At 61.7% G+C, this 25,808-nt stretch carries 20 protein-coding genes; 10 read left to right on the forward strand and 10 right to left on the reverse strand.

Annotated features, from left to right (window positions below; translation table 11 throughout):
* Nucleotides 1-4: 4 nt before the first annotated feature.
* From gmd to EYW45_RS22425, 5 genes are read right to left on the reverse strand one after another with little or no spacing between them, the layout of a single operon-like run.
* Complete coding sequence (gene gmd / locus EYW45_RS22405; protein WP_161137656.1) at nucleotides 5-1,117, reverse strand: GDP-mannose 4,6-dehydratase; 1,113 nt, start codon at nucleotides 1,115-1,117, stop codon at nucleotides 5-7.
* Nucleotides 1,118-1,126: 9 nt separating this feature from the next.
* Complete coding sequence (locus tag EYW45_RS22410) at nucleotides 1,127-1,582, reverse strand: VanZ family protein (RefSeq protein WP_328703676.1); 456 nt, start codon at nucleotides 1,580-1,582, stop codon at nucleotides 1,127-1,129.
* Nucleotides 1,575-3,023 (reverse strand): mannose-1-phosphate guanylyltransferase/mannose-6-phosphate isomerase, encoded by a 1,449-nt coding sequence (locus EYW45_RS22415; RefSeq protein ID WP_161137658.1) that lies wholly within the window; start codon nucleotides 3,021-3,023, stop codon nucleotides 1,575-1,577. The genes EYW45_RS22410 and EYW45_RS22415 overlap by 8 nt, the downstream gene beginning before the upstream one ends.
* A gap of 5 nt (nucleotides 3,024-3,028) precedes the next feature.
* A complete protein-coding gene (locus EYW45_RS22420) occupies nucleotides 3,029-3,523 on the reverse strand; it encodes a GDP-mannose mannosyl hydrolase (RefSeq protein ID WP_161137659.1) in 495 nt (164 codons plus the stop codon).
* Nucleotides 3,513-4,910: an undecaprenyl-phosphate glucose phosphotransferase gene (locus EYW45_RS22425; protein ID WP_161137660.1), complete on the reverse strand. Its 1,398-nt coding sequence runs from the start codon at nucleotides 4,908-4,910 to the stop codon at nucleotides 3,513-3,515. The genes EYW45_RS22420 and EYW45_RS22425 overlap by 11 nt, the downstream gene beginning before the upstream one ends.
* Nucleotides 4,911-5,239: 329 nt before the next feature.
* Here EYW45_RS22425 and EYW45_RS22430 point away from each other — a divergent pair, with 329 nt between their 5' ends.
* From EYW45_RS22430 to EYW45_RS22460, 7 genes are all read left to right on the forward strand, one after another.
* Complete coding sequence (locus EYW45_RS22430; RefSeq protein ID WP_328703677.1) at nucleotides 5,240-6,286, forward strand: polysaccharide biosynthesis/export family protein; 1,047 nt, start codon at nucleotides 5,240-5,242, stop codon at nucleotides 6,284-6,286.
* A gap of 40 nt (nucleotides 6,287-6,326) precedes the next feature.
* Nucleotides 6,327-8,585 (forward strand): polysaccharide biosynthesis tyrosine autokinase, encoded by a 2,259-nt coding sequence (locus tag EYW45_RS22435; protein ID WP_161137662.1) that lies wholly within the window; start codon nucleotides 6,327-6,329, stop codon nucleotides 8,583-8,585.
* A 1-nt stretch (nucleotide 8,586) separates the two neighbouring features.
* The gene (locus EYW45_RS22440) at nucleotides 8,587-10,005 is read left to right on the forward strand and encodes a phosphomannomutase/phosphoglucomutase (RefSeq protein ID WP_161137663.1); all 1,419 of its coding nucleotides are present in this window, start codon (nucleotides 8,587-8,589) and stop codon (nucleotides 10,003-10,005) included.
* A gap of 35 nt (nucleotides 10,006-10,040) precedes the next feature.
* Nucleotides 10,041-11,120 carry a UDP-glucose 4-epimerase GalE gene (gene galE, locus EYW45_RS22445; protein ID WP_161137664.1) on the forward strand — a complete coding sequence of 360 codons (1,080 nt, stop codon included), beginning with the start codon at nucleotides 10,041-10,043 and terminating at the stop codon, nucleotides 11,118-11,120.
* Between the two features lie 243 nt (nucleotides 11,121-11,363).
* A complete protein-coding gene (locus EYW45_RS22450) occupies nucleotides 11,364-13,766 on the forward strand; it encodes a catalase (protein ID WP_328703678.1) in 2,403 nt (800 codons plus the stop codon).
* Between the two features lie 139 nt (nucleotides 13,767-13,905).
* Nucleotides 13,906-15,102, forward strand: coding sequence for an AI-2E family transporter (locus tag EYW45_RS22455; RefSeq protein ID WP_161137666.1), 1,197 nt, complete (start codon nucleotides 13,906-13,908; stop codon nucleotides 15,100-15,102).
* Nucleotides 15,095-15,919, forward strand: coding sequence for an NAD-dependent protein deacetylase (locus EYW45_RS22460; RefSeq protein WP_161137667.1), 825 nt, complete (start codon nucleotides 15,095-15,097; stop codon nucleotides 15,917-15,919). The genes EYW45_RS22455 and EYW45_RS22460 overlap by 8 nt, the downstream gene beginning before the upstream one ends.
* A gap of 9 nt (nucleotides 15,920-15,928) precedes the next feature.
* Here EYW45_RS22460 and EYW45_RS22465 read toward each other — a convergent pair whose 3' ends face one another.
* The 3 genes from EYW45_RS22465 to EYW45_RS22475 form a co-directional block, all read right to left on the reverse strand.
* Nucleotides 15,929-17,416, reverse strand: a complete 1,488-nt coding sequence (locus EYW45_RS22465) for an NAD-dependent succinate-semialdehyde dehydrogenase (RefSeq protein WP_161137668.1) — start codon at nucleotides 17,414-17,416, stop codon at nucleotides 15,929-15,931.
* 13 nt (nucleotides 17,417-17,429) lie between these two features.
* Entirely contained in the window at nucleotides 17,430-18,353 is a 924-nt protein-coding gene (locus tag EYW45_RS22470) for a DUF72 domain-containing protein (protein ID WP_235939182.1), read from the reverse strand.
* An 89-nt stretch (nucleotides 18,354-18,442) separates the two neighbouring features.
* Nucleotides 18,443-18,898, reverse strand: coding sequence for a PA2169 family four-helix-bundle protein (locus tag EYW45_RS22475; protein ID WP_161137670.1), 456 nt, complete (start codon nucleotides 18,896-18,898; stop codon nucleotides 18,443-18,445).
* Nucleotides 18,899-19,089: 191 nt separating this feature from the next.
* On the opposite strand from EYW45_RS22475, the gene EYW45_RS22480 reads away from it, so the two are divergent.
* Entirely contained in the window at nucleotides 19,090-21,183 is a 2,094-nt protein-coding gene (locus EYW45_RS22480) for an ATP-dependent helicase (RefSeq protein ID WP_161137671.1), read from the forward strand.
* 130 nt (nucleotides 21,184-21,313) lie between these two features.
* Here the strand turns inward: EYW45_RS22480 and EYW45_RS24615 are convergent, their stop codons facing one another.
* Both EYW45_RS24615 and EYW45_RS22490 read right to left on the reverse strand, forming a co-directional pair.
* On the reverse strand, nucleotides 21,314-22,393 hold the full coding sequence (locus EYW45_RS24615; protein WP_235939183.1) for a hypothetical protein: 1,080 nt from the start codon (nucleotides 22,391-22,393) through the stop codon (nucleotides 21,314-21,316).
* 210 nt (nucleotides 22,394-22,603) lie between these two features.
* Nucleotides 22,604-23,521 (reverse strand): DUF72 domain-containing protein, encoded by a 918-nt coding sequence (locus EYW45_RS22490; RefSeq protein ID WP_161137672.1) that lies wholly within the window; start codon nucleotides 23,519-23,521, stop codon nucleotides 22,604-22,606.
* A gap of 397 nt (nucleotides 23,522-23,918) precedes the next feature.
* On the opposite strand from EYW45_RS22490, the gene EYW45_RS22495 reads away from it, so the two are divergent.
* Together EYW45_RS22495 and EYW45_RS22500 are read left to right on the forward strand one after the other, a co-directional pair.
* Complete coding sequence (locus EYW45_RS22495; RefSeq protein ID WP_161137673.1) at nucleotides 23,919-25,073, forward strand: magnesium and cobalt transport protein CorA; 1,155 nt, start codon at nucleotides 23,919-23,921, stop codon at nucleotides 25,071-25,073.
* 32 nt (nucleotides 25,074-25,105) lie between these two features.
* Nucleotides 25,106-25,750 carry a thermonuclease family protein gene (locus tag EYW45_RS22500; RefSeq protein ID WP_161137674.1) on the forward strand — a complete coding sequence of 215 codons (645 nt, stop codon included), beginning with the start codon at nucleotides 25,106-25,108 and terminating at the stop codon, nucleotides 25,748-25,750.
* Nucleotides 25,751-25,808 lie beyond the last annotated feature (58 nt).

Raw genomic sequence — 25,808 nt, forward strand, 5'->3', positions numbered from 1 at the left:
ACCGTCATTCCTTGTAGGCGAAGATTTCGTAGCCGTTTTCTTCCACCAGCGCATCGCGCTTGGCTTCTTTCAGATCGCTCTGGATCATTTCCTTGACCAGTTCGTCGAACGACGTGGTCGGCGTCCAGCCCAGCTTCTCGCGCGCCTTGGTGGGGTCGCCCAGGAGCGTTTCCACTTCGGTGGGGCGGTAGTAGCGCGGGTCGACGCGCACGATCACCTGACCGCGCTTGAGCTTGTCGAAGGCGGGGCTGAACAGCACGGTGGCCGTCTCATTCACGCCTTCGCCTTGCCACTCGAGCACGACGCCGAGTTCACGGGCGGCAGCGTTGATGAAGTCACGCACGCTGTATTGCACGCCGGTGGCGATGACGAAATCTTCCGGTTGATCCTGTTGCAGCATCATCCATTGCATTTCGACGTAGTCGCGGGCATGACCCCAGTCGCGCAGGGCCGACAAGTTGCCCAGGTGGACGCAATCCTGCAGACCGAGCACGATGCGGGCAAGCGCACGGGTGATCTTGCGGGTCACGAACGTCTCGCCGCGGCGGGGCGACTCGTGGTTGAACAGGATGCCGTTGCAGGCATACATGCCGTAGGCTTCGCGGTAGTTCACGCACATCCAGTAGGCGTACAGCTTGGCCACGGCATAAGGACTACGCGGATAGAATGGCGTCGTTTCCTTTTGCGGCACTTCCTGCACCAGGCCATACAGCTCCGAGGTCGACGCTTGGTAGAAACGCGTCTTTTCTTCGAGCTTCAGGATGCGGATCGATTCGAGCAGGCGCAGCGTGCCCAGGCCGTCGGCGTTGGCCGTGTATTCCGGCTCTTCGAACGACACGCCCACGTGGCTTTGCGCGGCCAGGTTGTAGATTTCGTCGGGTTGCACGGCCTGCACGATGCGCGTCAGGCTGCACGAGTCGGTCATGTCGCCGTGATGCAGCACCAGCTGGCGCGACGATTCATGCGGGTCTTGATAGAGGTGATCGATACGGGCAGTATTGAACATCGAAGCGCGGCGCTTGATGCCGTGCACTTCGTAGCCTTTGCCGATAAGCAGTTCGGCGAGGTACGCACCGTCCTGACCCGTAATACCAGTAATCAACGCCTTTTTCGGCATGATGGTTCCTTAGTTCGATCTGCGCGAAACGCGCGTGGAGGGAATAGGGCGCTGGCGGGCTGCAGCGCCTTCGAGAGTTCGGGTGATCCGTTGCCACGCCTGGGGCATGGCGGTTCGGATCAGGTGAAGGAAGATTACTGTCCCCCCTGCACCAATGGCATCGGCCAAAAGGTCTAATAGGCTGGCCGAACGATACGGAACAAAAGATTGGATGGTCTCGTCCACAATGCCTAGGACAAGTGCCCCCATCCATCCGGCCCAGAACGCGTGCCGGTTGAACGACATGTACAGCAACGCCGCCATGCAGCCGTAGGCCGCAAAGTGCAGATGCTTGTCGCCGAAGGCCTGGGACATGTCTGCCGCCATGCGCGGCAGATTGCCCAGAACCAGAAGCGTAATGAAGAACAGCGCCAGAATCGGCAGGCAACGACGCGCGCGAATCGGGTGTAGAACGGGCTCAGACACGACCATAGATATCGTCGAAACGGACGATGTCGTCCTCTCCCAGATAAGCGCCCGACTGCACCTCGATCAGTTCCAGCGGGATCTTGCCCGGGTTCTCCAGACTGTGGACTTCACCCAACGGTATGTAGGTGGACTGGTTTTCGGTGAGCAGGTAGGTTTTGTCGCCATTGCGGATGCGAGCCGTACCCGACACCACGATCCAGTGCTCGGCGCGGTGATGGTGCATCTGCGAGGAGAGCTTGGCGCCCGGTTTCACCATGATGCGCTTGATCTGGTAGCGCGGGCCGGTGCCCACCGAGTCGTACGAGCCCCAGGGGCGCTGCACTTCGCGATGGTGCGTCATTTCGTGGCGATGTTGCGTCTTGAAGAGCTCGACCATCGGCTTGACGTCTTGCGTGCGATCCTTGTGCACGACCAGCACCGCATCGGCCGTTTCGATCACCACGATGTTTTCCAGTCCGATCGTGGCCACCAGACGATGGGTCGAATGGACGAGGCAGTTGTGCGAATCCTTCAGCACGACGTCGCCGCTGACCGAATTGCCGTCGGTCGACTTGGCGGCGATGTCCCAGACGGCATCCCACGCGCCCACGTCGCTCCACGTGGTCGTGAGCGGAATCACCACGGCCAGCGCCGTATGTTCCATCACGGCATAGTCGATCGAATCGTTCGGGCATGCCGCAAAAGGCTCGGGTGCCAGGCTGAAGGCGTCGTCGCTGCCGGTGCCCACGGCCACAGCCGCGCGCACCTGGTTCAGGATTTCCGGGGCGTGGCGCGCCATTTCGGCCAGAAACGTCGACGCCTTGAAGGCGAAGATGCCGCTGTTCCAGTAATAATCGCCGGAGGCCAGAAACTCGGCGGCGCGGGCGGCGTCAGGCTTCTCCACGAACTTCTGCACCTTCAGCGCATTGGGCTGAACGCCATCGCTCGCGCTCTGGTCGGCGCCGTGGGCCTGGATATAGCCATAGCCCGTCAGGGGGGCGGTGGGGACGATGCCGAACGTGACCAGCGCGCCTTCGTTGGCGGCGGTCAGTGCGGCGTCAAACGCCACGGCCAGATTGTCGTCGTCTTCCATGACGTGATCAGACGGCATCACCAGCAGGATGGGGTCGGCACCATCGCGCATCGCCCGCAGCGCGGCCGCGGTGATGGCGGGGGCGGTGTTGCGGGGCGACGGCTCGAGCAGGAACTCGACCGGGCCGCCACCGGCTTGCAGCACCTGTTCGGCGGCGATGAAACGGTGGGTTTCATTGCAGACCAGGATGGCGGGGCGGGCGCTGGGCGCATGCTGCAGTCGCCGCAGGGTGTTCTGCAGCAGGCTGCGGTCGTTCGTCAGGCGGATGAACTGTTTGGGCAACAGTTCACGAGACAGCGGCCACAACCGCGAGCCGGATCCTCCGCAGAGGATGACGGGCTGATATTCGGGTAACGGGTTCGTCATCGCGTTCACTCCGTGAAATACGCTTTGGTGTAGGGATGCACCGTGGCATCCGTGTTGATCTCGGCGGGAGAAACCCACCGGTAGTCTGTGTGTTGGGCGCGAGGCAACTGCCCCGCATCGCCGTCGAGTCGCACGCGATAGGCAAGCACCACGTAATGCGTGCTGGTACCGGCCGTACCGGTGAAGTCGACGTCGTAAAAGTGTTCGTACACACCGGTGAAGCGGGGCAGGGCGCCCGCGCTCAAGCCGGCGCCGAGTTCTTCGAGCAACAAGCGCTCGAGCGCTTCATCGCGCGATTCGTTTTTCAGGATCCGGCCGCCGGGCACGAACCACCAGTTGCGCGCCGGCGGATTGCGCCGCAATCCGATCAGGCAGTCGCCGTTGGCGTTCTCGACGATCAGATCGATCGACACCAGTGGCATATGCGCCACAGCCTGTCGAAAATCGTCATACGCCAAATGGAGGGGGGGCGTGGACGTACGCACGGCGTCAGTAAACATTCTTGCCCGTCCAACCCGAGAAGGCCGTGCGCATGATGATGTGCATATCCATCAGGAACGTCCAATTCTGGATGTAGTAGATGTCGAACTCCACGCGATCGCTCATCTTGCGCAGGGTGTCGGTCTGGCCGCGCAGGCCGTTGATCTGCGCCCAACCGGTGATGCCGGGTTTGACGCGGTGGCGCATCATGTAGCGCGCCACGATTTCCTTGTATTGCTCGTTGTGCGCCAGCGCATGCGGGCGCGGACCCACCACCGACATCTCGCCGCGCAGCACATTCAGGAACTGCGGCAGCTCGTCCAGGCTCGTGCGGCGCAGGAACGCGCCCAGCTTGGTGACCCGCACATCGTCGCGGGTGGCCTGTGTGACCTGGCCGTGCTCGCTATGCACGGTCATCGTGCGAAATTTGAAGACGTTGAAGACCTGACCATCCACGCCCAGACGCGGTTGGCGGAAAAACACCGGGCCGCGCGACGTGAACTTGATGGCGGCTGCGATTCCCAGCAGCAACGGCGCCAAAAACAACAATACGCAGGCGGCGAAGGTGCGATCGAACACTTCCTTGGCCATGCCGCGGATGCCTGAGGCAGGCAGGCTGTTCAGATGGATGGTGGGCATCCCCAGGAAGTCGCCCACGCGATGGCCGAGCAGTTCGACCGACATCACGTCGGGGATCCAGCGAATCTCAACCAGATCGTGACGCAGATGATGGAGCACTTCCCGCACGCGGGGGCTTGCTTCCATCGGCAGGGCGATCCAGATCTCGCGCACGGCCTGTTCGTTGACGATGGTGGGCAGATCTTCGAGCGATTCGACGCGCAGCACGCCGGCGGGCAGCCGCTCATGCTCCTGGGCGAAGATCCCGGCGACCTCATAGCCGGCGCCGCGGTAGCGGTCCACCCGGCGCCAAAGATCGTGCCCCAGCGGGCCGAAACCGATGATCAACACCCGCTTCTGATCCATCCCGCGATCGCGGGCGGCACGCATCAGGAAGAAGGCGGCCACACGCATGCCGACCAGTGTGGCGGCGGCCGAAACGAACCAGATGCCCGTGGCCAGACGCGAGAGCGTGGCGACCTGGTGAATCAGGAAGGCGATGAAGATGCCTAACGTAAAGATGCAGATCCAGGCGAGCAGGCTGCGTGCGGCCCATTCTCCCAGGCGTCTACCGCGCCATGAGGCGTATAGACCGAAGGCAGGGAAAAGCGCGAAAGTCGCCATGCTGCATAGATAGGCGAGGAAGTAATGCAGGGGAGGGACGTTTTGATCGAACTGCCAGCGCGCGGACAGGATGCCCGTGCACAGGACTACGGCCGCGTCCAACGCCCGATACGGGTAGCCGCGACCGGGCGGACGATGCGAGGCGTCGTTCAACGGCGTATTCATTCTGTGCTCCTGACGTTCCGCAAAACACCGGGAAAACGGGGTTTCGCACCGTGGCGACAAAAATGCCGCATGGCACAAAAATCATAGGCGTGGACCGGATCGCAAGAAACGTCCAAAGGCATGAGTAGAAGGTGTAGGCCATTCGTCCAATGTGCGTCTGCCGCAAATCGGAGTGCAATCTGCCTCACCGATAGGCCTCGGCTTGTGTCCCCTTTGACTCTTACATTTCGCACGGACTGCCAATGAACCCGCACTTCCGAACTCTCTGCCGCGCCGCTGGCGCCGCACTGCTTTTGCTGACCCTCGGCGCCTGCGCCTACGCCCCTGGGATGCGGTTCGACGCAAGCCTGCCTGTCGACCCCGCAGATCCCAATTCCACTCCCGTCGTTAAGATCCTGACGCCCGCTCTGGTGATGGACGATCTTCGGCAGCGCGAGCAATTTGCCGACAACGCTTATCGTGCCCTGGTCGGCAAAGCCACCCAATACACCATCGGGCCGGGTGACATCCTTTCCGTGGTGATCTGGGACCACCCCGAGCTGGTCCTTCCGACGCAAACCTACAGCATCGGTACAGGCCCGGCAGCAGTAACCGTTGGGGATGCCGCCGCAGGGATCCCGGGATACCCCGTTTCGGATGACGGATACATCCAGTTTCCCTATGTGGGACGCCTCAAAGTTGTCGGTCTGACCGAAGACCAGGCGCGGCTGGCGTTGACCCGTCGTATCGGCGGATTCATCCAGGAACCGCAGGTCACGATTCGCGTGCTGGGCTATCGCAGCCAACGCGTGTACGTCGACGGCGAAGTCAAGACGCCGGGTGCCGTTGCCATGACCGATGTGCCCATGACGCTGTCGCAAGCCATCAATCAGGCAGGCGGTGCGCTGGCCACGGGCGACCGCAGCCGCATCTATGTGACCCGCGCCGGTCAACGCATTCGTGTCGACATGACGGCACTGGAACGTCGCGGCATCGATGCCAACACCCTGTTTCTGCGTTCGGGCGATTCGGTTCGTGTGACGCCGAGCAGCGAAAACCAGGTGTACGTGATGGGCGAAGTGACCAAGCCGCTCGCCATGCCCTTGCGTGATGGCGCATTGACCCTGACCGACGCATTGGGTGAAGCCGGCGGTCCCAGCCAGCTCACCGCCGACGGCAGCAAGGTATTCGTTGTCCGCAGCACCGAAACCGCCATGCCGCTGGTTTATCACCTGGATGCATCGTCGCCTTCGGCCCTGGCCGTCGGTGCCAAGTTCCAACTCGAACCCAAGGATGTCGTCTTCGTTGACGCCGGCAACCTGGTCCGGTGGAACCGCTTCATCAGTTTGTTGTTCCCGAGCGCCCAAACAGTGCAAACGGTTGGCTCCGTACGTTGAGCACGGCTTGACCTTTGCCTGACATTTTTAGAGATCTGAAATGAACCTGCCTATTGAAGCGATCGAGTCACCCCCGGTGACGCAGCGGCCAGCGTCGCCCGAGACGCCACTGGCTTCGTACCTGGACGTACTGGTTGCGAACCGCTGGATGATTCTCGGCGTCACGGTGCTGTTTGCCATCGTCGGAACCCTGTATGTGTTGTTCAAACCGCCTGTCTATCAGGCCGACATCACCGTCCAGGTGGAAGAGGAAGCCCCGACAGGGGGCGGTGGCGGGCGCACCCTGCTCGGCGATGTGTCGGCCATCTTCGATGTGAAGCCGGCCGCCTCCGGTGAAATGGAAGTGCTGCGTTCGCGCATGGTCGTCGGCCCCGCCGTCGATGCCTTCGGCCTGGCGACCAACGCCCAGCCGAAGTACTTTCCCGTGATCGGCAAGTGGTTCGCACAGCGTGCCGACAAGATCACCGTACCGTCGTTTCTGAAGTTTGGCGGGTATGCATGGGGTCACGAGAAAATCGAAATCGGCAAGCTGGAAGTGCCGCCCGAACTCGTGTCCGAGCGCATGGAGATCGTGAAGGTGGGCGAGGGCATGTACTCGCTGCGCGACAACGTCAACGATCGCGCCTTCCAGGGTCGCGTCGGTCAGGACGAGCGCTTCGAAGTGCCGAATGGCGTGATCAACATCCGGGTGGATAGCCTGGTGGGCGCCACCGGCACGCGCTACAACGTGACGCGCTTCTCCAAGCTGGTCGAAACCGAGCGCCTGCAGGGCAATATGGGCATTTTCGAACGCGGCCGTCAGTCGGGCGTGATCGGCGTGACCTTGCAAGGTCAGGATCCGGTCATGACGGCTGCGGTTTTGAATGAGATCGGCCGCGAATATGTGCGTCAGAACGTCAACCGTAAGGCTGAACAGGCCGAGAAGTCGTTGACGTTCCTCGACACGCAGTTGCCGCTCTTGAAGCAGCAGTTGGATCAAGCCGAACAGCGCTACAGCAGCTTGCGCAATTCGCGTGGCACGATCGACCTGGGCGAAGAATCCAAGCTCGTGCTGGCGCAATCGGTCGACTCGGAAACCAAGCTGACCGAACTGCGTTCGCGTCGTTCGGAACTGGCTACCCGTTTCGCCGGCTCGCATCCGAGCATTCAAGCCATCGACCGTCAGATCGCTTTGCTGACCACCGATGCCACGCGTTTGAACGCCCGCATCCGCACCTTGCCGACCCTCGAACAGGATATCGTTCGGTTGTCGCGTGACGTGACGGTGAATACCGAGCTCTACACGGCGCTCTTGAACAATGCGCAGCAACTGCGTTTGATCAAGGCCGGCAAGGTCGGCAACGTACGTCTGCTGGATAACGCCGCTGTGCCGGAACTGCCGATCGGACCGAAGCCGGCCCTGATCATCGCCGTCGCCGCCCTGATCGGTGCGATCCTCGCCATCCTGTTCGCGTTCGTGCGCAATGCCTTGTTCGGCGGTCTGTCGGATCCGGATGAAGTCGAGCGCTTTACCGGTCTGCCGGTGCTCGCCACGATTCCCTACAGCGATGAGCAAGACAAGCTGTGGCGCAAGAGCCGTCGCAAGAACGCCCAGGGTGGCGCGCTGCTGGCGCAAAGCAACGGCAATGCGCCGTCCATCGAAAGCCTGCGCGGTTTCCGCTCGGTGCTGCAGATGGCCATGCGCGATACCGACAACAACATCGTCGTCTTTACCGGTCCGGTGGCTGGCGTGGGCAAGTCGTTCGTATCGGCCAACTTCGCGTTCATCCAGGCTGCCATCGGCAAGCGGGTGCTGTTGATCGATGCCGACTTCCGTCGCGGTCAGCTCAACAAGTACTACGGCACGGGCACCGAACGCGGTCTGTTCGAAGTCCTGGCCGGCACGGTGCCGTTGAAAGACGTGCGCAAGCGCAATATGTCCAACGGGGTGGATTTCATCTCGACGGGTAACGTCACGTTCGATCCGTCCGAGTTGCTGGCCTCGCCTGCCTTCGGCGAATGCCTGGATGCCCTGTCGTCGCAATACGACATCGTCATCATCGATACCGCGCCGGTGCTGGCCTGCTCCGATGCGGCTGTGGTGGGGTCGCATGCGGCTGCCGTCATGATCGTGACGCGTGAAGGCATGAACACCGTGGGCGAGATTCGCGAAACCGAGAAGCGTTTGACTCAGGCCGGTGCGCCCGTGGCAGGCGTGTTGTTCAACGGTTTGAAGCTCGTTCCCGGCAAGTTGGGCTATCGCTCGAAGTACGGTCGCTATCGCTACGCGCGTTCCGACTACTACTCGACGACGACCTGACATGCGTCAGACGCCGCTTCGGAACGCCCGCCGCGGCGTCGCTTTCCCAACCTCATCATCGAGCGCGGATGCACTCGATGTGCGGGGTGTCTTCCCTGCGGAGATCGATGCGCGATATGCGCATCGGCTCGGCTCAGCCGTTGCGCGGCAGGCGCAACGGCTGGACAGCCGGGCTGTCGTGGTCAGCCGCGACGGTCGCTCGAGCAGTGTCGAGCTGTCGGCGGCATTGCAGGCAGGCATTCGCGCCGGCGGCGTGAATGTGATCGATGTCGGCATGGCGCCGACACCGTTGGCACAATTTGCCGCAGTGTTGCATGACGTGGATGTGGCGGTTGCCGTCACGGGCGGTCAGTTGCCGTCGACCTACAACGGTTTCAAATTGGCCTTTGACGGCAAGCCGGCCGATGCGCCGACCTGGCGTCAACTGCATGACGATTTCTCGCTCCCTGAAGACGACGCTCGCACGCCCGGTCATCGCATCACGATGAACGTGCTGCAGTGCTATCTGACGCGGGTGGCGGCCGATATCCGCATCAAGCGGCCGATGAAGATCGCCGTCGATTGCGGCAATGGCGTGTGCGGCGCGATCGCGACGCCTTTCTTCGACGCGATCGGTTGCGAAACCGTAGGGTTGTTTACAGAGGTGGATGGGGCGTTTCCCAACCATTTGCCCGACCCTTGCGTGCCCGAAAATCTGCAGGATCTGGTGTATTGCCTGCGCTATTCGGACTGCGAGCTGGGTCTGGCGTTCGATGGCGACGGCAGTCGGCTTGGCGTGGTCACCAAAAGCGGCCGCATCGTCTGGCCCGACCGGCAGTTGATTCTTTTCGCCCGCGATCTTTTGTCGCGCCGACCCGGCGCTAAAATCGTCTACGACGTCAAGAGCAGCCGTAACGTCGCGCGCGACATCGCCGCTCACGGCGGATCCGCACAGATGGCGGCCAGTGGCCGCAGCGAGATCCGGCATGCCATGGCGGCGAGCGACGCCCTGCTGGGCGGTGAAATGTGCGGCCATCTCTTCTTTCGCGAACGCTGGTACGGCTTTGAAGATGCGTTCTACGCGGCGGCGCGATTGCTTGAGCTGGTATCGCAGGTGGACGACGCTTCCGCGCTGCTCGATGCGTTGCCGCAGTCATGCGCCACGCCCGAGATCCGGCTCCCCGGTGCCGAACGCGAAAAGCGCGCGCTGGTGGCGCGATTGCAGGAACAAGGCACCTTCCAGGGCGCACAATCGGTGGTGGCGCTGGATGGATTGCGCGTGGATTACGCCGATGGATTTGGCCTGGCGCGAGCATCGCGTTCAGGGATTGGACTGGTGTTTCGATTCGAGGGCGACAGCGAAAGCGCGTTGGCCCGGATACAAGGCCAGTTTCGCAAGCAGCTACTGAACGTGGCGCCCGATCTGGAACTTCCGTTCTAGCCGCGCCACGTCGCTATTCATTCATGGAGTTCGGTATGTCGTTATCGTTGTTGGTCACGGGTGGGGCCGGTTATATCGGCACCCACACCTTGGTCGAACTCATTGCCGCGGGCTTTCGCCCGGTGGTCTTCGACAACCTCAGCAACAGCAGCAGGCAGTCATTGGATCGCGTTGCCCGGATCACGGGCGTCGCGGTACCGTTTGTGGAAGGCGATCTGCGTACCCCCGGCGCCGTGGCAGCAGTCTTGGCAGCCTGGGCGCGTGCGGGCGATCCCATTCAGGCGGTGCTGCATCTGGCCGGGTGCAAGGCTGTAGGCGAATCGGTTGCCGATCCGCTCAAGTATTACGACAACAACGTCATCGGTACGCAGCACCTGTTGCATGCGATGCGGGATCACGGCATCAAGCGCCTGGTGTTCAGTTCGTCGGCCACGGTGTACGGCGTGCCGCAGCATTTGCCGCTGCGCGAAGATCATCCGATGGTGCCCAACAATCCGTATGGCCGCACCAAGGCCATGGTCGAGGACATGCTCGCAGACCTCTGTGCTGCAGACCCCGAGTTCGGTGCCGTCACCCTGCGCTATTTCAATCCGATCGGCGCGCACGCCAGCGGCTTGATCGGCGAGAATCCGGCCGATACGCCAAATAACCTCTTTCCCTACATCACGCAGGTGGCCGTGGGACGACGCGCAAAACTGAGCGTATTTGGCGACGACTACGACACCGTGGACGGCACCGGCGTGCGCGACTATCTGCATGTGACGGATCTCGCACGCGGTCACGTCGCCGCCGCGAACTACGTTCATGCACAGCCCGGCTTTACGGCGATCAATCTGGGGACGGGGCAGGGCACCAGCGTGCTCGAACTGATCGCAGCGTTCGAATCGAGTACGGGCGTTGCGATCCCCTGGTTGGGCTCGCCGCGGCGAGCCGGCGATGTGGCTGCCAGTTTTGCCGATTCGACCAAGGCGCAGGCGCTGCTGGGTTGGTCGGCCGAACGCAGTGTGGCCGATATGTGCCGCGACGGTTGGCACTGGCAGCAGGGCAATCCCCAAGGTTACGACACAGTGGCGACCCCACGTGCGCGCGAGGATGTTGCGGTGGCCGCGATTTAGGAGAGGGCAGCCGGTATCGATCGGATCGCTGTATCGCAGCGGCCATGCCGAGTCATCCACCCTCGTAGCGTTGCCTTGAACGCACGAGAACGTAACAAGAGCGCCCGCTTGCGAGGCGCTCTTGTGTTTGGGATCAAGGATTGCTGTATGGGGTTGAATGGCCAGGCGTGCTTTGCGCTTACGCCTTACCCCACGTTTCGGTCAGCACGATCGGCCGCACGTCAATGCAATCGGAGATTCCCCGTGGTCAAAAAATCGAATGGCACGGCCGACAAGGCCGCCACACGAAACACCGGCAGTGCCCCCTCCAAAGCCCCGGCCAAGGGTTCCAGCAACGATCCGCTCGTGCAGCACGCGGCGGATACCAACGCCGCCGTCGCCCGCATGCCGTTCAACGCGAACAAGCCGGGCGAGTTCGGCCGTGAAAACGCCGTCAATCCGCCCGAGGGCGCCCATGTCGACGTGCCGGCCAATGTGTCGGGCAGCACGCTGTCGGAATCGAACCCGTCGGCAAAAACCGGTTCGGGTGAGCCCACGATCGGTACCAATGCCACGATCGACAGCCTCGACACCCGGCGCGCCGATGCCTCCGGTCAAGTGCTCACCACCAATCATGGTGTGCCGATCGGCGACAACCAGAACTCGTTGAAGGCCGGCCTGCGCGGTCCCACGCTGCTCGAAGACTTCATCCTGCGCGAGAAAATCACCCACTTCGACCATGAGCGCATTCCCGAGCGTATCGTTCACGCCCGCGGTTCGGCGGCGCATGGTTATTTTGAAGCTTACGAAGCGCTCACGCAGTACACGCGCGCAGCACCGTTTGCCGAAGCCGGCAAGATTACGCCGGTGTTCGTGCGCTTCTCGACGGTGGCGGGCGAGCGGGGCTCGACCGATGTCGCCCGCGACGCGCGCGGTTTTGCCGTCAAGTTTTACACCGATGAAGGCAACTGGGATTTGGTGGGCAACAATATTCCGGTGTTCTTCATCCAGGACGCGATGAAGTTTCCCGATCTGATCCACGCCGTGAAGCCCGAACCGCACCACGGCATGCCGCAGGCGGCCTCGGCGCATGACACGTTCTGGGACTTTGCGTCCTTGATGCCGGAAGTCTCCCATATGTTGATGTGGGTGATGTCGGATCGCGGTCTGCCGCGCAGCTATCGCATGATGGAAGGCTTTGGCGTGCATACGTTCCGCCTCATCAACGCAGCCGGCGAGTCGGTGTTCTGTAAATTCCATTGGAAACCGAAGCTCGGCACCCACTCGCTGGTGTGGGATGAAGCCGTCAAGATTTCGGGCGCCGACTCCGACTTCCATCGCCGCGATCTGTGGGAAGCGATTGAAGCCGGTGAGTATCCCGAGTGGGAACTGGGGTTGCAGATCTTCACGGAAGAGCAAGCCGAGAGCTTCAGCTTCGATATTCTGGATGCGACCAAACTCGTGCCTGAAGAACTGGTCCCGGTAAAGATCGTGGGCAAGATGGTGCTCAATCGCAATCCGGATAACTTCTTTGCCGAGACCGAGCAGGTGGCGTTCTGCGTGGCGCACGTGGTGCCCGGCATCGATTTCAGTAACGATCCGCTGTTGGCTGGCCGTATCCATTCCTATACGGACACCCAGATTACCCGATTGGGTGGCGCGAACTTCCACGAGATCCCGATCAACTCGTCGTTGGCACCTGTCGCCAACAACCAGCGCGACGGCATTCATCGTCAAACCGTCAATCGCGGGCGCGTGGCATACGAACCCAATTCCTTGGGTGGCGGCTGTCCGTTCCAGGCGGGTGCCAAGGGCTTCGTGTCCTTCCCGCAACCGGTGCAGGAAGACAAGGTGCGCGGCAAGCCGGAGAAGTTCGCCGATCATTACACGCAAGCCACGCTGTTTTTCAATAGCCAGGCCGACTGGGAAAAAGACCACATCGTGGGCGGCTTCCGTTTCGAGTTGAGCAAGCTGACGGTGCCGGCCATTCGCGAACGCGTGTTGGCGATGCTGGTGAATGTGTCGCCTGAGTTGGCGCAGCGCGTGGCCGACGGCCTGGGCATGGACGTGCCCGCGGCGTTGCCGCGTGTATTGGAGCAGCCCAACACGCCGGAAGTGACCGCATCGCATGCGTTGTCATTGACGGCGCGCCCGGGCGATGGCGAGATCCGTACCCGCAAGGTGGCGATTCTCGTGGCCGACGGCGTAAATGGCGCCACGCTCACGCAGATCCAGAAGGCGTTGGTCGATGCGGGTGCCGTGCCGTTGCTGGTTGGCAAGCGTCTGGGCGGCGTGACCACGGCTGAGGGCGACAAGCTCGATGCCATGGCGTCGATGGAAAATACGCCAACGGTTCTTTTCGATGGCCTGATCATTCCGGATGGCGAAGGTGCGATCGCCAATCTTCAGTCGGACGGTCACATCGTCGAGTATGTGCGCGACCAGTATCGCCACTGCAAGACGATCCTCGCACTGGGTGCAGGCCGCCAATTGCTCGATGTGGCCGGTATTCCGCCCAAGCTGCCCGACGGCAGCGACGATTCGGGTTTGATTATTGTGCCGATGGAAAAGGCCTCGGCCGACGGCTCGGCGGCAGCCAAGCAGTTCATCGCCGCGCTGGCGTTGCATCGCCACCCCATGCGCGACAGCGATCCCCCGCTCGTGTGATCGATCAGGGATAATCGGAGGCATCGTCACTGCCTTGTCAGGGAAACCCCTGGTGGGCAGTGGCCTGGCCATCGATGTGGAACCGGCCCCTGGGCCGGTTTTTTGCTTACAGGGCGCTGTCCCCTTAGGAGTAAACACTGTGGCTGATGCTGCGCCAACCCTTCCTGCGTCGTCCACGGACGAAGACTACAGCGAGGTCAGAGAGTCGGTTGCGGCCGATAAGCCGGTAACGGCGGAACGCGCGGGACTGATTCCCGACACGTCTCATCCTTTGCCGCACATCAGCGCCCGGGGGGCGTGCCTCGCCACGCTGACCGTGCTGGCAGTGCTGTTTGCGCTCAAATATTCTGCCGAATTCATGGTGCCGCTGGTCATGGCCATCGTGATTGCCTATGCACTCGATCCCGCGGTGGCTTTCATGGATCGCCGCCGCGTGCCGCGTGCGCTCGGCACATTGATCGTCATGTTGGTCATCATCGGCTTGTTGTGCGGGATCGGCTACGTGATGCAGGATCAGGTCAGCGGGATCATCAATTCGCTGCCCGAAATTTCCAGCAAGGTCTCGCGTACGCTCGGCGGGTTTGCCAGCGGCGATGGTTCGTTCATCGATAAGTTGCGCGGGGCAGCGAGTGTATTTCAGGAGGCCAACAAGGCGACCGGGGCGCGGCGTGTGGTTGTGGATCAGGGCAGCGGCTTCGAGGCGATGCTGATCTCGGGGGCGGGGAGCCTGGCCACCTTTCTGGGTCAGGCCACGATGGTGCTTTTTCTGGTGTTCTTCCTGCTGCTGTCGGGCAACACCTTCAAGCGCAAGTTCGTGAAAGTGGCCGGCACATCGTTATCGCAGAAAAAGATCAGTGTGCACATGCTCGACCAGATCAACCACTCGATTCATATGTACATGATGATGATGTTGGTCACGAACGTGGCGCTGGGGTTGCTGAGTTGGGGCGCGTTTCGCCTGCTGGGCCTGGAAAACGCGGCTACCTGGGCGGTGGTGGCGGCAGCGTTGCACATCATTCCGTATTTTGGACCGTTGCTCACGGCAATCGGCACGGGTGTGGCCGCAATGCTGCAGTTCGGTCAGATCGGTCCGGCGCTGGTGGTGATGGGAAGTTCGGTCGTGATCGCCATGCTGATCGGCGTGGTCGTCACCACCTGGATGTCCGGACGGATCGCCAAGATGAACGCGGTGGCCGTTTTCGTGGTGCTGCTGCTGTTTACGTGGCTATGGGGGATCTGGGGCACGTTGCTGTCCATTCCGATCGCCTTTATCGCCAAGGTGGTGGCGGATCATATCGAGGGCATGGAAGCCGTGGCGGAGTTCCTGGGTGAGTGAGGTGGCTGAGGATCTCACACAGCTGCGCGATTTCGTGGCGCGTTATCCCCGGCTCTTCGTACTGACGGGTGCCGGGGTGAGTACCGATTCCGGCATCCCCGATTATCGCGATCGCGACGGTCAGTGGAAGCGGCCGCCGCCCATGAATTTTCAGAAGTTCATGGGGGCGGAAATTGATCGGGCACGCTATTGGGCGCGCAGCATGATCGGCTGGCGACGCTTTGGCTCGGTCTCGCCCAACGCCTCGCATCTGGCGCTTGCCGACATGGAAGCGCGCGGGCAGGTTGAGTTGCTGGTGACGCAAAACGTCGATGGCCTGCATGAATCGGCCGGCAGTCGTCATGTGGTGGATCTGCATGGCCGGCTCGACCGGGTGGTGTGCATGCAGTGCCATTCGCTCTTCGACCGCCACGATTTTCAGGGCTGGCTCGAGCAGGCCAATCCCGATTGGGTGCATCTGGAGGCAGTGCAGGCGCCGGATGGCGATGCCGACCTGGAGCGCGACGATTTCGCCGATTTTGTCGTACCACCGTGCCCCGTGTGCGGCGGCATTCTCAAGCCCGATGTGGTGTTTTTCGGCGAGAATGTGCCGCGCGATCGCGTCGATCGGGCGCTGGCTGCGCTGGCGCGCGCACAGGCTGTGCTCGTGGTGGGATCGTCGTTGATGGTGTATTCGGGCTTTCGCTTCGTGCGATCCGCGGCAGCCGATGGCAAGCCCATCGCCGCGATCAATCTGGGCAAAACCCGCGCGGATGAGCTGCTTACCTTGAAGGTGGCGCGCAGCAGCGCCGACGCTCTGGCGGCGCTGCGCGCATAGGCGGGTCGTTTACCCGCCGGCCCCCAGATCGACGCACAGGTACTTGCACTCGAGATAATCCTCGATGCCGTATTTCGATCCTTCGCGCCCCAGTCCCGATTGCTTTACGCCGCCGAAGGGGCCCACTTCGTTGGAGATCAGGCCGGTGTTGATGCCGACGATGCCGTATTCCAATGCTTCAGAAACGCGCCAGATGCGTGCGTAATCCTTGGTGTAGAAGTAAGCTGCGAGGCCGAAGATTGTGGCGTTCGACCAGGCAATGGCTTGCGCTTCGTCATCGAATTTGAAAAGCGGTGCCACCGGGCCAAACGTTTCTTCCACCGCAAACTGCATGTCCTGCGTGACGTCGCGCACCACTGTCGGTTGGAAATAAGTGCCGCCCAATGCGTGTGGCTTGCCACCCGCCACCACCTTTGCTCCTTTTTCGGTCGCGTCCTTGATGTGACTCTGCACTTTCTCTACTGCATGTTCGTCGATGAGCGGCCCTTGCGTGACGCCGTCTTCGAAGCCATCGCCCACTTTCATAGCGTCGACCTTTTTCACCAGACGCTGGACGATCTCCTCATATACCCCGGCTTGCACGTAGATGCGGTTGGCGCAGACGCAAGTCTGACCCGCGTTGCGGTACTTCGAGGCCAGGATGCCCTCCACGGCGCGATCGAGATCGGCGTCATCGAACACGATGAAAGGCGCGTTGCCACCCAGTTCGAGCGAGAGCTTTTTGATGGTGGGCGCGCATTGCGCCATCAGGGTGCGGCCCACTTCGGTCGAGCCGGTGAAGCTCAGCTTGCGCACGGTATCGTCTTCGCACAATGCGCCGCCGATGTCGCTCGAAGACCCCGTGATCACGTGCAGCACGCCCGGCGGCACACCGGCTTCCTCGGCCAACACGGCGAGCGCCAGCGCCGATAGCGGTGTTTGGCTCGCCGGTTTGACGATCATGGTGCAGCCCGCCGCCAAGGCGGGACCCACCTTGCGGGTGATCATGGCGGCCGGAAAATTCCACGGCGTGATCGCGGCGCAGACGCCGATCGGTTGCTTCAGCACCATGATGCGCTGGCCGGCCTTCGGGCTCTGCAGCACATCGCCGTCGACCCGCTTGGCCTCTTCGCCAAACCACTCGAGAAACGAGGCGGCGTAAGCGATCTCGCCCGCGGCCTCGGCGCGCGGCTTGCCTTGTTCGGCCGTCATGATGGCCGCCAGATCATCCTGGTTTGCCATCATCAGGTTTGCCCATTTCAGCAGGATCGCGCCGCGCGCCTTGCCGGTCAGCGCCTGCCAGGCGGGCAGCGCTTTCTGCGCGCTGCGTATCGCTTCGGTCGTCTCTGAACGGCCGAACTTCGGTACCGACAGCACCGTTTTTCCTGTGGCCGGATTGCTCACATCGATGGTGGCGCCGGCTTTGGCGCTGCGCCACTTGCCGTTGATGAAGCACGCATCGCGCAACAGTTCGCGGCGGGTGAGCAGGCTTTCGAGCGATTTGGCTTGAGTTGACATATCGGTTCCTTTTTCAATTGAGGAGCGGGAGCGACGCGTCAAGCGCGGACATCAGTCCCTTCGCGTTACGCATCCCTTGGTCTTGATAGTTGGTGTTGAAGACGACGTGCGTGCGTTCGATCTTTTGCGCCAGTCGCCGGATGTGTTCGGCCAGTTCCGCCAGTTCGTGCGGCGCGTAGTCGTAGTTGAAGCGACTCGACGATGCCGGACCGCTGGCGTTCCACGCCGCCTGATTGCGGCCATGCAGGCGCACCAGGGCCAATTCCGGATGCGTGGCCGCCCAGATGTCCGGTACGGTGTTGTCGAAACCTTGCGGGCTATCCACCACGGTATGCACCACCCCCAGTTCGCGTTCGAAAGCGAGTGTGCTGGCGGTGGTCGCGGGTGACGCAAACCAGCTGTGGTGACGCAACTCGACGCCGGCTGTCATGTCTTCCATGTGCGAGACGCAATCGGCGATGCGCGCGCGGCCGCGAGCATCGTTGCGCACCCAGGGTGGAAACTGGAAGTGCACCATGCCCAGCTTGTCGGCCATGCGCAAGGGATCGAGGCTGAGCAGAAATCGCCGCCATAGTTCGTCCACAATGTCGCTTGGCACTTGATCGATGAAGACCGTCGCCGGCAGCCCCGCAGGTAGCGCCTGGCGGATATCGGCGTCCAGACTGCTCACTGGCGTTTGATGCCCGGTAAACAACCGGAACGGCTTCACATTGAAGATGAACGACGGCGGCGTGCGCTCGCACCACAGTACGCTACGCGCCGGCGTGGGCATCGCGTAGAAGCCGGCATCCACTTCAACCAGCGGAAACTGTGTGGTGTAGTAGCGCAACCGCGCCTCGGCGGTATTCGCGCTTGGCGGATAGAACCGCTTGCTGGCCAGCAGAGACTTGTCGGTCCACGATGCGGTGCCGACGGCAATCGAGGCATTGGGATTCAAGGCAGGGTCCCGAAAAGCGAAGAGGCTAGCCGTGCAGGGAGCAGGGCTAGCCTCTATGGTAACGGCGCCCATCGGGCGCCGTCTTCCGCTTAGGCCTTTTCGGCGGCGCGGTATTCGTTGCGAAGATCACGAATCTGGTCGTGGTTCTTCAGCACGCCGTCGTATTGCTTTTGCACGACCGCACGAACATTTTCGGGAAGCGGCTCTTTCAGTGCGTCGCCGTAATTCTTCTTGGCCACGTCCTCACCCTTCTCGCATTCTTCCAGGATCGACAGATCGCTGCGGCCCGTTACGGCAGCCTTCAGGTTCAACCAGCCGCGATGCACGGCACCGGCAACGGTACCGCTATCTTCGGGCTTGCCACCCAGTTGCGACACCAGCGCCTGCAGCTCGGCAGCACCGGAGGCGCAGTCGCTCGCGCGACGCGAGAATACCGTTTTCAGTTGCGGATTCTTGGCATCCTCGGCGGCGGCTTTGAAACCCAATTCGCCATTCTTCGAGGTTTCCACCAGTTCATTCAGCAACGTCGTAATTTTATCGGACATGTTGTGGGCTCCTTTAAGGGCTTGGTAAATCGATTCGAACGTCGGCGAAAATCACCGAATGTGTCGATATCGCAAATAATCATGTGATTGCCATGACGCAAATGCTGTGCCCGGTTAATAACGTGCGCAGGGTGTTGCCGTGCAAAAGAGCGCTTCCAAACATCTGTATGCCCATACAGTAAAATAATCGCATGACCCCTACGCCTGCGCCTTCCCAGCCTGCCACGCCCGATCCTTTGGACGAGCTCAATACCGCCCAACGCGATGCCGTCGAGCACGGCATCGCCGATGGTATGCACACGCCGCTTTTGGTCATTGCCGGTGCCGGGTCCGGTAAAACCAACACACTGGCGCACCGTGTCGTGCACTTGATTCGCAATGGCGCGGATCCGCAGCGCATGCTGTTGTTGACGTTCTCGCGCCGCGCGGCGATGGAGATGGAGCGGCGGGTGGGTAGCGTGCTGCAGCGGGCGTTGGGGATGCGCAGTGGCTATGCGCCACCCTCATTGCCTTGGGCGGGCACTTTCCACAGCATTGGTGCGCGGCTGTTGCGTGACTGCGCGCCGCGCATCGGGCTCTCGGACACCTTCACGATTCTCGATCGAGGCGATGCCGAAGATATGATCGGGATGCTGCGTCACGAGTTGGGCTTCACGCAGAGCAAAACACGATTCCCGCTCAAGGGCACCTGCCTGTCGGTCTATTCGCGCGTGGTCAACAGTCAGGCCTCCCTGGCCGATGTGCTCAAGTCGTCTTTCCCATGGTGCGCGCAGTGGGAGGATCAGCTCAAGCAGCTGTTTCGCGCCTATATATTGGCCAAGCAAGACCAGCATGTGCTCGATTACGACGACCTGCTGCTCTATTGGGCCGAGATGATGGGGGATGCCGAGATTGCGCGCGATGTTGGCAATCGCTTCGATTACGTGCTGGTGGACGAATATCAAGACACCAACGTGCTGCAGGCGAAAGTGCTGCTGGCGATGAAGCCCACGGGGCAGGGCGTGACGGTGGTGGGTGACGACGCCCAGTCGATCTACTCGTTTCGCGCCGCCACGGTGCGCAATATTCTCGATTTTCCGCAGCATTTTTCGCAACCCGCGCGGGTGATCACGCTCGACCGAAATTATCGTTCCACGCAATCGATCCTGGATGCGTCGAACGCCGTGATCGGCCTGGCGCGCGAGCGCTTCGCCAAAAATCTGTGGACCGATCGGCCGTCGCCCCAGCGCCCGGCGCTGGTCACCGTGAGCGACGATGCAGGTCAGGCGCGATGGATCGCCGATCAAGTACTGGCCAATCGCGAGGCAGGGGCCACGCTCAAATCGCAGGCGGTGCTGTTTCGCACGTCCAGTCACAGCGCGGCGGTCGAGCTCGAACTTACCCGGCGCAATATCCCGTTCGTGAAGTTCGGCGGCTTGAAGTTTCTCGAGGCCGCACATATCAAGGATGTGCTGGCGGTATTGCGTTTTGCGCACAATCCACAGTCGCGTATCGCCGGCTTCCGCGTGGCGCAATTGATACCCGGGATCGGGCCGGCCACCGCAGGCAAGTTGATGGACACGCTGATGGGTTCGCGCGAGTCGTCCGAAGTGGTGAGCGCCTTCAAGCCTGCCGGCGCTTCGGCGGAAGACTGGGCGGCCTTTGCCGCGTGCTACGCCCAGTTGCGCGCGCCGGGATTGAGCTGGCCTGCCGACATCGATCTCACGATTGGCTGGTACGGCGCGCAGCTCGAGCGCCTGTATGACGATCATGCGGTGCGCCGTGCCGACCTCGATCAACTGGCGCGCATCGCCGCCAGTTATGGCACACGCGAGCGCTTCCTCACCGAACTCACGCTCGATCCGCCGGATGCCACCAGCGACGAATCCGGCGTGCCGCTACGCGACGAGGACTACATGATCCTGTCGACGATCCATTCGGCCAAGGGGCAGGAATGGAAGGCGGTATATGTATTGAATGTGGTGGATGGCTGCATTCCGTCCGATATGGCCACCGGCAGCAGCGAGGAGATCGAGGAAGAGCGTCGTCTGCTGTACGTGGCGATGACGCGGGCCAAAGAGCAATTGCAGTTGGTGGTGCCGCAACGGTTTTATGTGCATCAGCAAAGCGCCATGGGCGATCGCCACGTGTACGGCTCGCGCACCCGCTTCATTCCAGACAGCATGCTGGCGCAGTTCGAGTTGCTCCCGAAGCCGCCCGCTCTGGGGCCATTGCCTCCCGCCGATCCGGCACTTGCCGAGAAGCGCATCGATATCGCCAGCCGCATTCGGTCGATCTGGCAATAGCGCACAGGCGGTTGTTGGGCGATGGTGCCGCGCGCGCCCAAAAAAAATGCCACCCCTAGGGGTGGCATTTTGCGCTTGATGCACCAGCGTCATCGTTCAGACGGATAACCGCCTGCGAGACGCATGCCGATCAACGGCGCGTGGCTTTTTTGGCCTGGGTCTTTTTGACCGTGGCTTTCTTGGCCGTCGACTTCGAGGCCGTCGACTTCTTGGCGGCTGCACGCGTCACCGGGGTCTTCTTGGTGGTGGCTTTCTTGGCGGTGGCTTTCTTGGGCGTCGACTTGACGGCGCTTTTCTTTACGCTGGCTTTCTTGGCGACCGTTTTCTTGGCAGCAGCTTTTTTAGCCGGTGCTTTCTTGACGGCGGCTTTCTTGGCCGGTACTTTTTTCACGGCGACTTTTTTGGCGGCTTTCTTGGCTGCCTTTTTGACGGCTGTTTTGGCCGGCGCTTTCTTCACGGCAACTTTCTTGGCCGCCACTTTCTTGGCGGGTGCTTTCTTGGCAACCGCTTTCTTCGCCGTGGCTTTCTTGGCGACGGCTTTCTTTACCGTGGCTTTCTTGGCCGTTGCCGATTTGGCGGCAACTTTCTTGGTGGTGGCTTTCTTGGCGGTCGACTTGCTGGCGGCTTTCGTCGCGGCAGCTTTCTTCACGGTGGCCTTCTTGGCCGTCGATTTGGTCGCCGTCGCTTTCTTGGCGGTGGCCGGCTTGGCAGCCGCTTTCTTGGTCGTCGCTTTCTTCACGGCCTTGGTGGCGGTGGCCGTTTTCGCGGTCGACTTCTTGGCGACGGCTTTCTTGGCCGTTGCTTTCTTGGCGGGCGCGGTCGTCGCGGCGGCGGTGGTCGCGGCCGTCGACTTCTTGGCGGCAGGCTTCTTGGTCACGCGCTTGGCGGCTGCGGGCTTGGTTGCGGCGACAGGTGCGGCGGCAACGGCATCAGCGGCAACAGGTGCGGCCTTTTTGGCAGCCGGCTTGCGCGGGCTTTTCTTCGGGGTTTTGTTGGTGTCGGAATTCAAGGTCCAGTCCTTTTCGTCTTTGGCGGTGGAAGTGGGGGCATCTGCTTTTTCAGCGACGCTGGGCGGGATCGGATCGCTTGCCGGGAAGGATTGATCCAATGCCTCGTCGACGGCTTGTTGGTAAGTGGCCACCGGTTCCTTATTGGGCTCGGATGTGTGATCCGAAGCCGCGTCTGGCTTGTTGGGTGTTGTTGAGCCCATGTGTTTATTCTCCGCTTTAGCGTTCAAGGTCTAGCGTGGTGCCGCGTAATACCGTGCTTTATAGCGCAAGTGTTATGTGAATGGTTCACGCTGACAAGGCAATCTGCAATTAAAGATCAACTAATTGATGTTTAGGAAGCGGTTCGTCGCGTGCACGCAGCAATCATGATCTCAAAAACGAAGATGGTGTGAAAGCGCATGCACGCATGATTATGTTTCGATTGGTGCCATCGGCAAATGAAGAGCGCTCATCAAGCGGCGTGCATCGCGCGGAGATTTCACCTTCAAATCGTTGTCGAAGTAGCAATAAACATCACGCGCATGATCGGCCGGAGGATGTGCGCCCACGCGGCTTCCGGGCAGCGGCGTGTCTTCGCCGCGCGACCATCCATATAACGTGTGCGCCCATGCGGCGATTGCGTCTTCCGTGTAGCCGCTGCTGTAAAGCGCGCTGTCGCCATGCAAACGCACATAGGCGAAATCGGCGGTCGCAGCAGAAATGCGCGGCCACTTGCCGGCCGTGTCTGCCGTGACGATCGCAATGTTGTGGGCTTTCATCAGGTCGATGAACGCCTCGCTCACAAAGCTTTCATGCCGCACTTCGATGGCGTGGCGCAATGGCATCGGCGCGTCGGCCGTCATCATCGCGCGGCCGTCCAGCCGATGGCTGTGCTTGTGGGCGAGCCGCTCGGCGGCCTCGGTATCGGCGGGCAACGCGCGCGCGAACGCTTCGAAGCGCGCCTGATCGAATGCCAGGCTCGGCGGAAACTGCCACAGCACGGGTCCGAGTTTTTCCTTCAGCGCGAACAGCCCGGAGGCAAAGAAGTTGGCTAGCGGCTCTTCGATGTCGCGCAGCCGCCGGATGTGTGTGATGTAGCGCGGCGCTTTGACGCTGAACACAAAGCCGCTCGGCGTGGACGCGGCCCATGTCGCAAAGCGTTCCGGCGTTTGCAGACTGTAGAACGTGCCATTGATTTCGATCGTGGGCAGCTGATGCGACGCGTACAGCAATTCGTCGGCTTGACGCAGATCGTCGGGATAGAAGGTGCCGCGCCATGGAGGATAGCGCCAGCCCGAGATGCCGATGCGCAGCGCGGTTGTGCGTGCAGGTGTGACGCTTGGCGCCATGGCGAAGATCCTGTTTAGAGAGGTGCGGATGCGCGTTCGAAGGCGACGGCGTACCTGCGATCGCGAACGCGCCGTACTTCCTCGCCGCGCGACCCGATCCGGCGCAGCGTGCAGCAAGCGCAGTACCTACTCACCTCCAAGTCGCCGCGCGTGTGGCCGGAACACGACCGAGCGATCGATCGATCAAGGCAGCGACGTGCGATCGGCATCGACTGCAATGCCATATCGCAAACGCAGGTGCATCTGCGAGCAATGCAGGCCCGCCGCATGCGGTGCGCGCGGTGACGCGTTCGACCCTTGATCGGGTGCGCATCGCGGGAGGCCGGTGATATCATCGGCGCGACATTTTGGGCGATGCGCTGCGGACCGCGCGAACCCGACAAGATATGAGGCAGCCATGGCGAAAACCGAACGTCCGTTCGATGCGGACCCCGCCAAAGCGCAGAGCGAAGACGCGCAGGACGATACTTTCTCCGAGGATTTCACGGATGATCCTGGCACGAGCGACGAGATCGGGGTGCCGTCGGTAGCCGATACCGCGGCCACACCCGCGGCAGGCGATGCCTCCGCCGATCCCCATGGCGGCGCCGTCGTGGCATCGATTTGCTACGTGGACGGCAAGCGCGGGCAGGATGTGTCGATCGACAATCTGCATGACGTCGTGTCGCGCCAGCATGGCCTGATCTGGTTGGGATTGAAAGATCCCGATCCAGAATTGCTCAAGCGTGTGAGCGCCGAACTGAATATTGGCTGTAAGGCAGAAGAGGAATTATTGGCACCGCATCGCCGGCCCAAGATCATCGACTTCGGCAACGCCGTATTGGTTGTGGCGATCACGGTGGAGGTGGGCAACGAACGTCCAATCTTCGGCGAAACGCAGATCCTGATCGGCAAAGGCTATTTGTTGACGGTGCGCCGCGGTGCGGTCTCCACGCATCGCGAACTGCGCGAGCGGCTGGAGAATGCGCCGGAATTGTTGGCGCGCGGCAGCGACTTCGTCGCGGCAGAACTGCTCGATTTGCTGGTCGACCGCTATGTGGCCGCGGCCACCAAGCTCGAACACGTGGTCGAAAACGCCGAGCAGAAACTATTGATTCGCGGTCAGAAAGATTCGGATGTGCGGCGCGTTTATCGTCAACGGCGCGATCTGCTGCGCATTCACGCCGCGATTTCGCCGCTGGCCGAGATCTGCCGGCGCCTGTCGCGGGTGGAGGTCTCGAACATCGATGTGCATGCGCGACCCTACTTCGGCGAGGTCGCCGACCGCGTGGTGCGCGTGGATGAACTCATCAATTCGTTTCGTGAGGCGTTGGCGTTTGCGTTCGAAGCGAGTCTGATGATCGGGCAATCGGCGCAAAACGACACAACCCGCAAGCTCGCGGCCTGGGCGGCCATCCTGGCCGTGCCCACGGCGATCGCGGGCATCTACGGCATGAACTTCGAACACATGCCCGAACTCAAATCGGTGTACGGCTATCCGGTCACGCTCGGCGTGATCGTGTCGGCCTGCAGTTTTCTCTATTGGCGTTTTCGTAAGACGGGGTGGCTTTGACGCGTCGCATCACCAGGCAGTTTCGCCAGCGTATGAAAAAGAAAGTAGCCGGCATCGTGATCGCCGGATTGGTGGCCGTGACCGGGTCGTTGGCCGCTTATTGGAATATCGATGTGTCGGCAATGGGGCCCAATGGCGTTCCGGCTGAGCATCGCGACACCGCCAATAAAGGGAGTGACGCGGCCCGCCGCACGGCCTCGGCGCCCGGTCGCGGCACCTATAGCGGTCGCGTCGTTCGCATTGCCGATGGCGACACGGTCACGTTCCTCACCGCCTCGGGTGAGCAGCTCAAGATCCGTCTGGACAGCATCGATGCGCCGGAGCAGGGCCACGGCAGCAAACAGCCGGGGCAGCCGTTCAGCAATGCATCGCAGGATCATCTGGGTCAGTGGTTGGCCGGTAAAACGATTACCGCGCGTTGCTACGACACCGATCAGTACAAGCGCAGCATCTGCGATCTGGTCGCGCCTGATGGCGATACCGCCAGCCGCGAGCAGGTGCGGGCGGGATTTGCCTGGGCCTACACTGCGCGCAAAGGCGAGTATCTGCGCGATAAGACGTTGCCCGGTTTGCAGTCCCAGGCAAGCGCTGCCCGCCGTGGATTGTGGGCCGAACGCGATCCCAAAGCCCCTTGGCAGTGGCGCTACGACTGCTGGCGCCAAGCCCAATGTGACTGATAAAAACGGCGTTTGCTATCCTTCCGTGGGCATTGCACGAAAGGTGGGTCATGGGTTG

Source organism: Schauerella aestuarii (assembly GCF_009866805.1).
Lineage (GTDB): Bacteria > Pseudomonadota > Gammaproteobacteria > Burkholderiales > Burkholderiaceae_B > Schauerella > Schauerella aestuarii.

Excerpts from the sequence above, each read along its gene's own strand:
- gmd (WP_161137656.1), bottom strand. The coding sequence starts at position 1,117 with ATGCCGAAAAAGGCGTTGATTACTGGTATTACGGGTCAGGACGGTGCG.
- EYW45_RS22415 (WP_161137658.1), bottom strand. The coding sequence starts at position 3,023 with ATGACGAACCCGTTACCCGAATATCAGCCCGTCATCCTCTGCGGAGGA.
- EYW45_RS22420 (WP_161137659.1), bottom strand. The coding sequence starts at position 3,523 with ATGTTTACTGACGCCGTGCGTACGTCCACGCCCCCCCTCCATTTGGCG.
- EYW45_RS22425 (WP_161137660.1), bottom strand. The coding sequence starts at position 4,910 with ATGAATACGCCGTTGAACGACGCCTCGCATCGTCCGCCCGGTCGCGGC.
- EYW45_RS22430 (WP_328703677.1), top strand. The coding sequence starts at position 5,240 with ATGCGGTTCGACGCAAGCCTGCCTGTCGACCCCGCAGATCCCAATTCC.
- EYW45_RS22435 (WP_161137662.1), top strand. The coding sequence starts at position 6,327 with ATGAACCTGCCTATTGAAGCGATCGAGTCACCCCCGGTGACGCAGCGG.
- EYW45_RS22440 (WP_161137663.1), top strand. The coding sequence starts at position 8,587 with ATGCGTCAGACGCCGCTTCGGAACGCCCGCCGCGGCGTCGCTTTCCCA.
- galE (WP_161137664.1), top strand. The coding sequence starts at position 10,041 with ATGTCGTTATCGTTGTTGGTCACGGGTGGGGCCGGTTATATCGGCACC.
- EYW45_RS22465 (WP_161137668.1), bottom strand. The coding sequence starts at position 17,416 with ATGTCAACTCAAGCCAAATCGCTCGAAAGCCTGCTCACCCGCCGCGAA.
- EYW45_RS22475 (WP_161137670.1), bottom strand. The coding sequence starts at position 18,898 with ATGTCCGATAAAATTACGACGTTGCTGAATGAACTGGTGGAAACCTCG.
- EYW45_RS22480 (WP_161137671.1), top strand. The coding sequence starts at position 19,090 with ATGACCCCTACGCCTGCGCCTTCCCAGCCTGCCACGCCCGATCCTTTG.
- EYW45_RS24615 (WP_235939183.1), bottom strand. The coding sequence starts at position 22,393 with ATGGGCTCAACAACACCCAACAAGCCAGACGCGGCTTCGGATCACACA.
- EYW45_RS22490 (WP_161137672.1), bottom strand. The coding sequence starts at position 23,521 with ATGGCGCCAAGCGTCACACCTGCACGCACAACCGCGCTGCGCATCGGC.
- EYW45_RS22495 (WP_161137673.1), top strand. The coding sequence starts at position 23,919 with ATGGCGAAAACCGAACGTCCGTTCGATGCGGACCCCGCCAAAGCGCAG.
- EYW45_RS22500 (WP_161137674.1), top strand. The coding sequence starts at position 25,106 with ATGAAAAAGAAAGTAGCCGGCATCGTGATCGCCGGATTGGTGGCCGTG.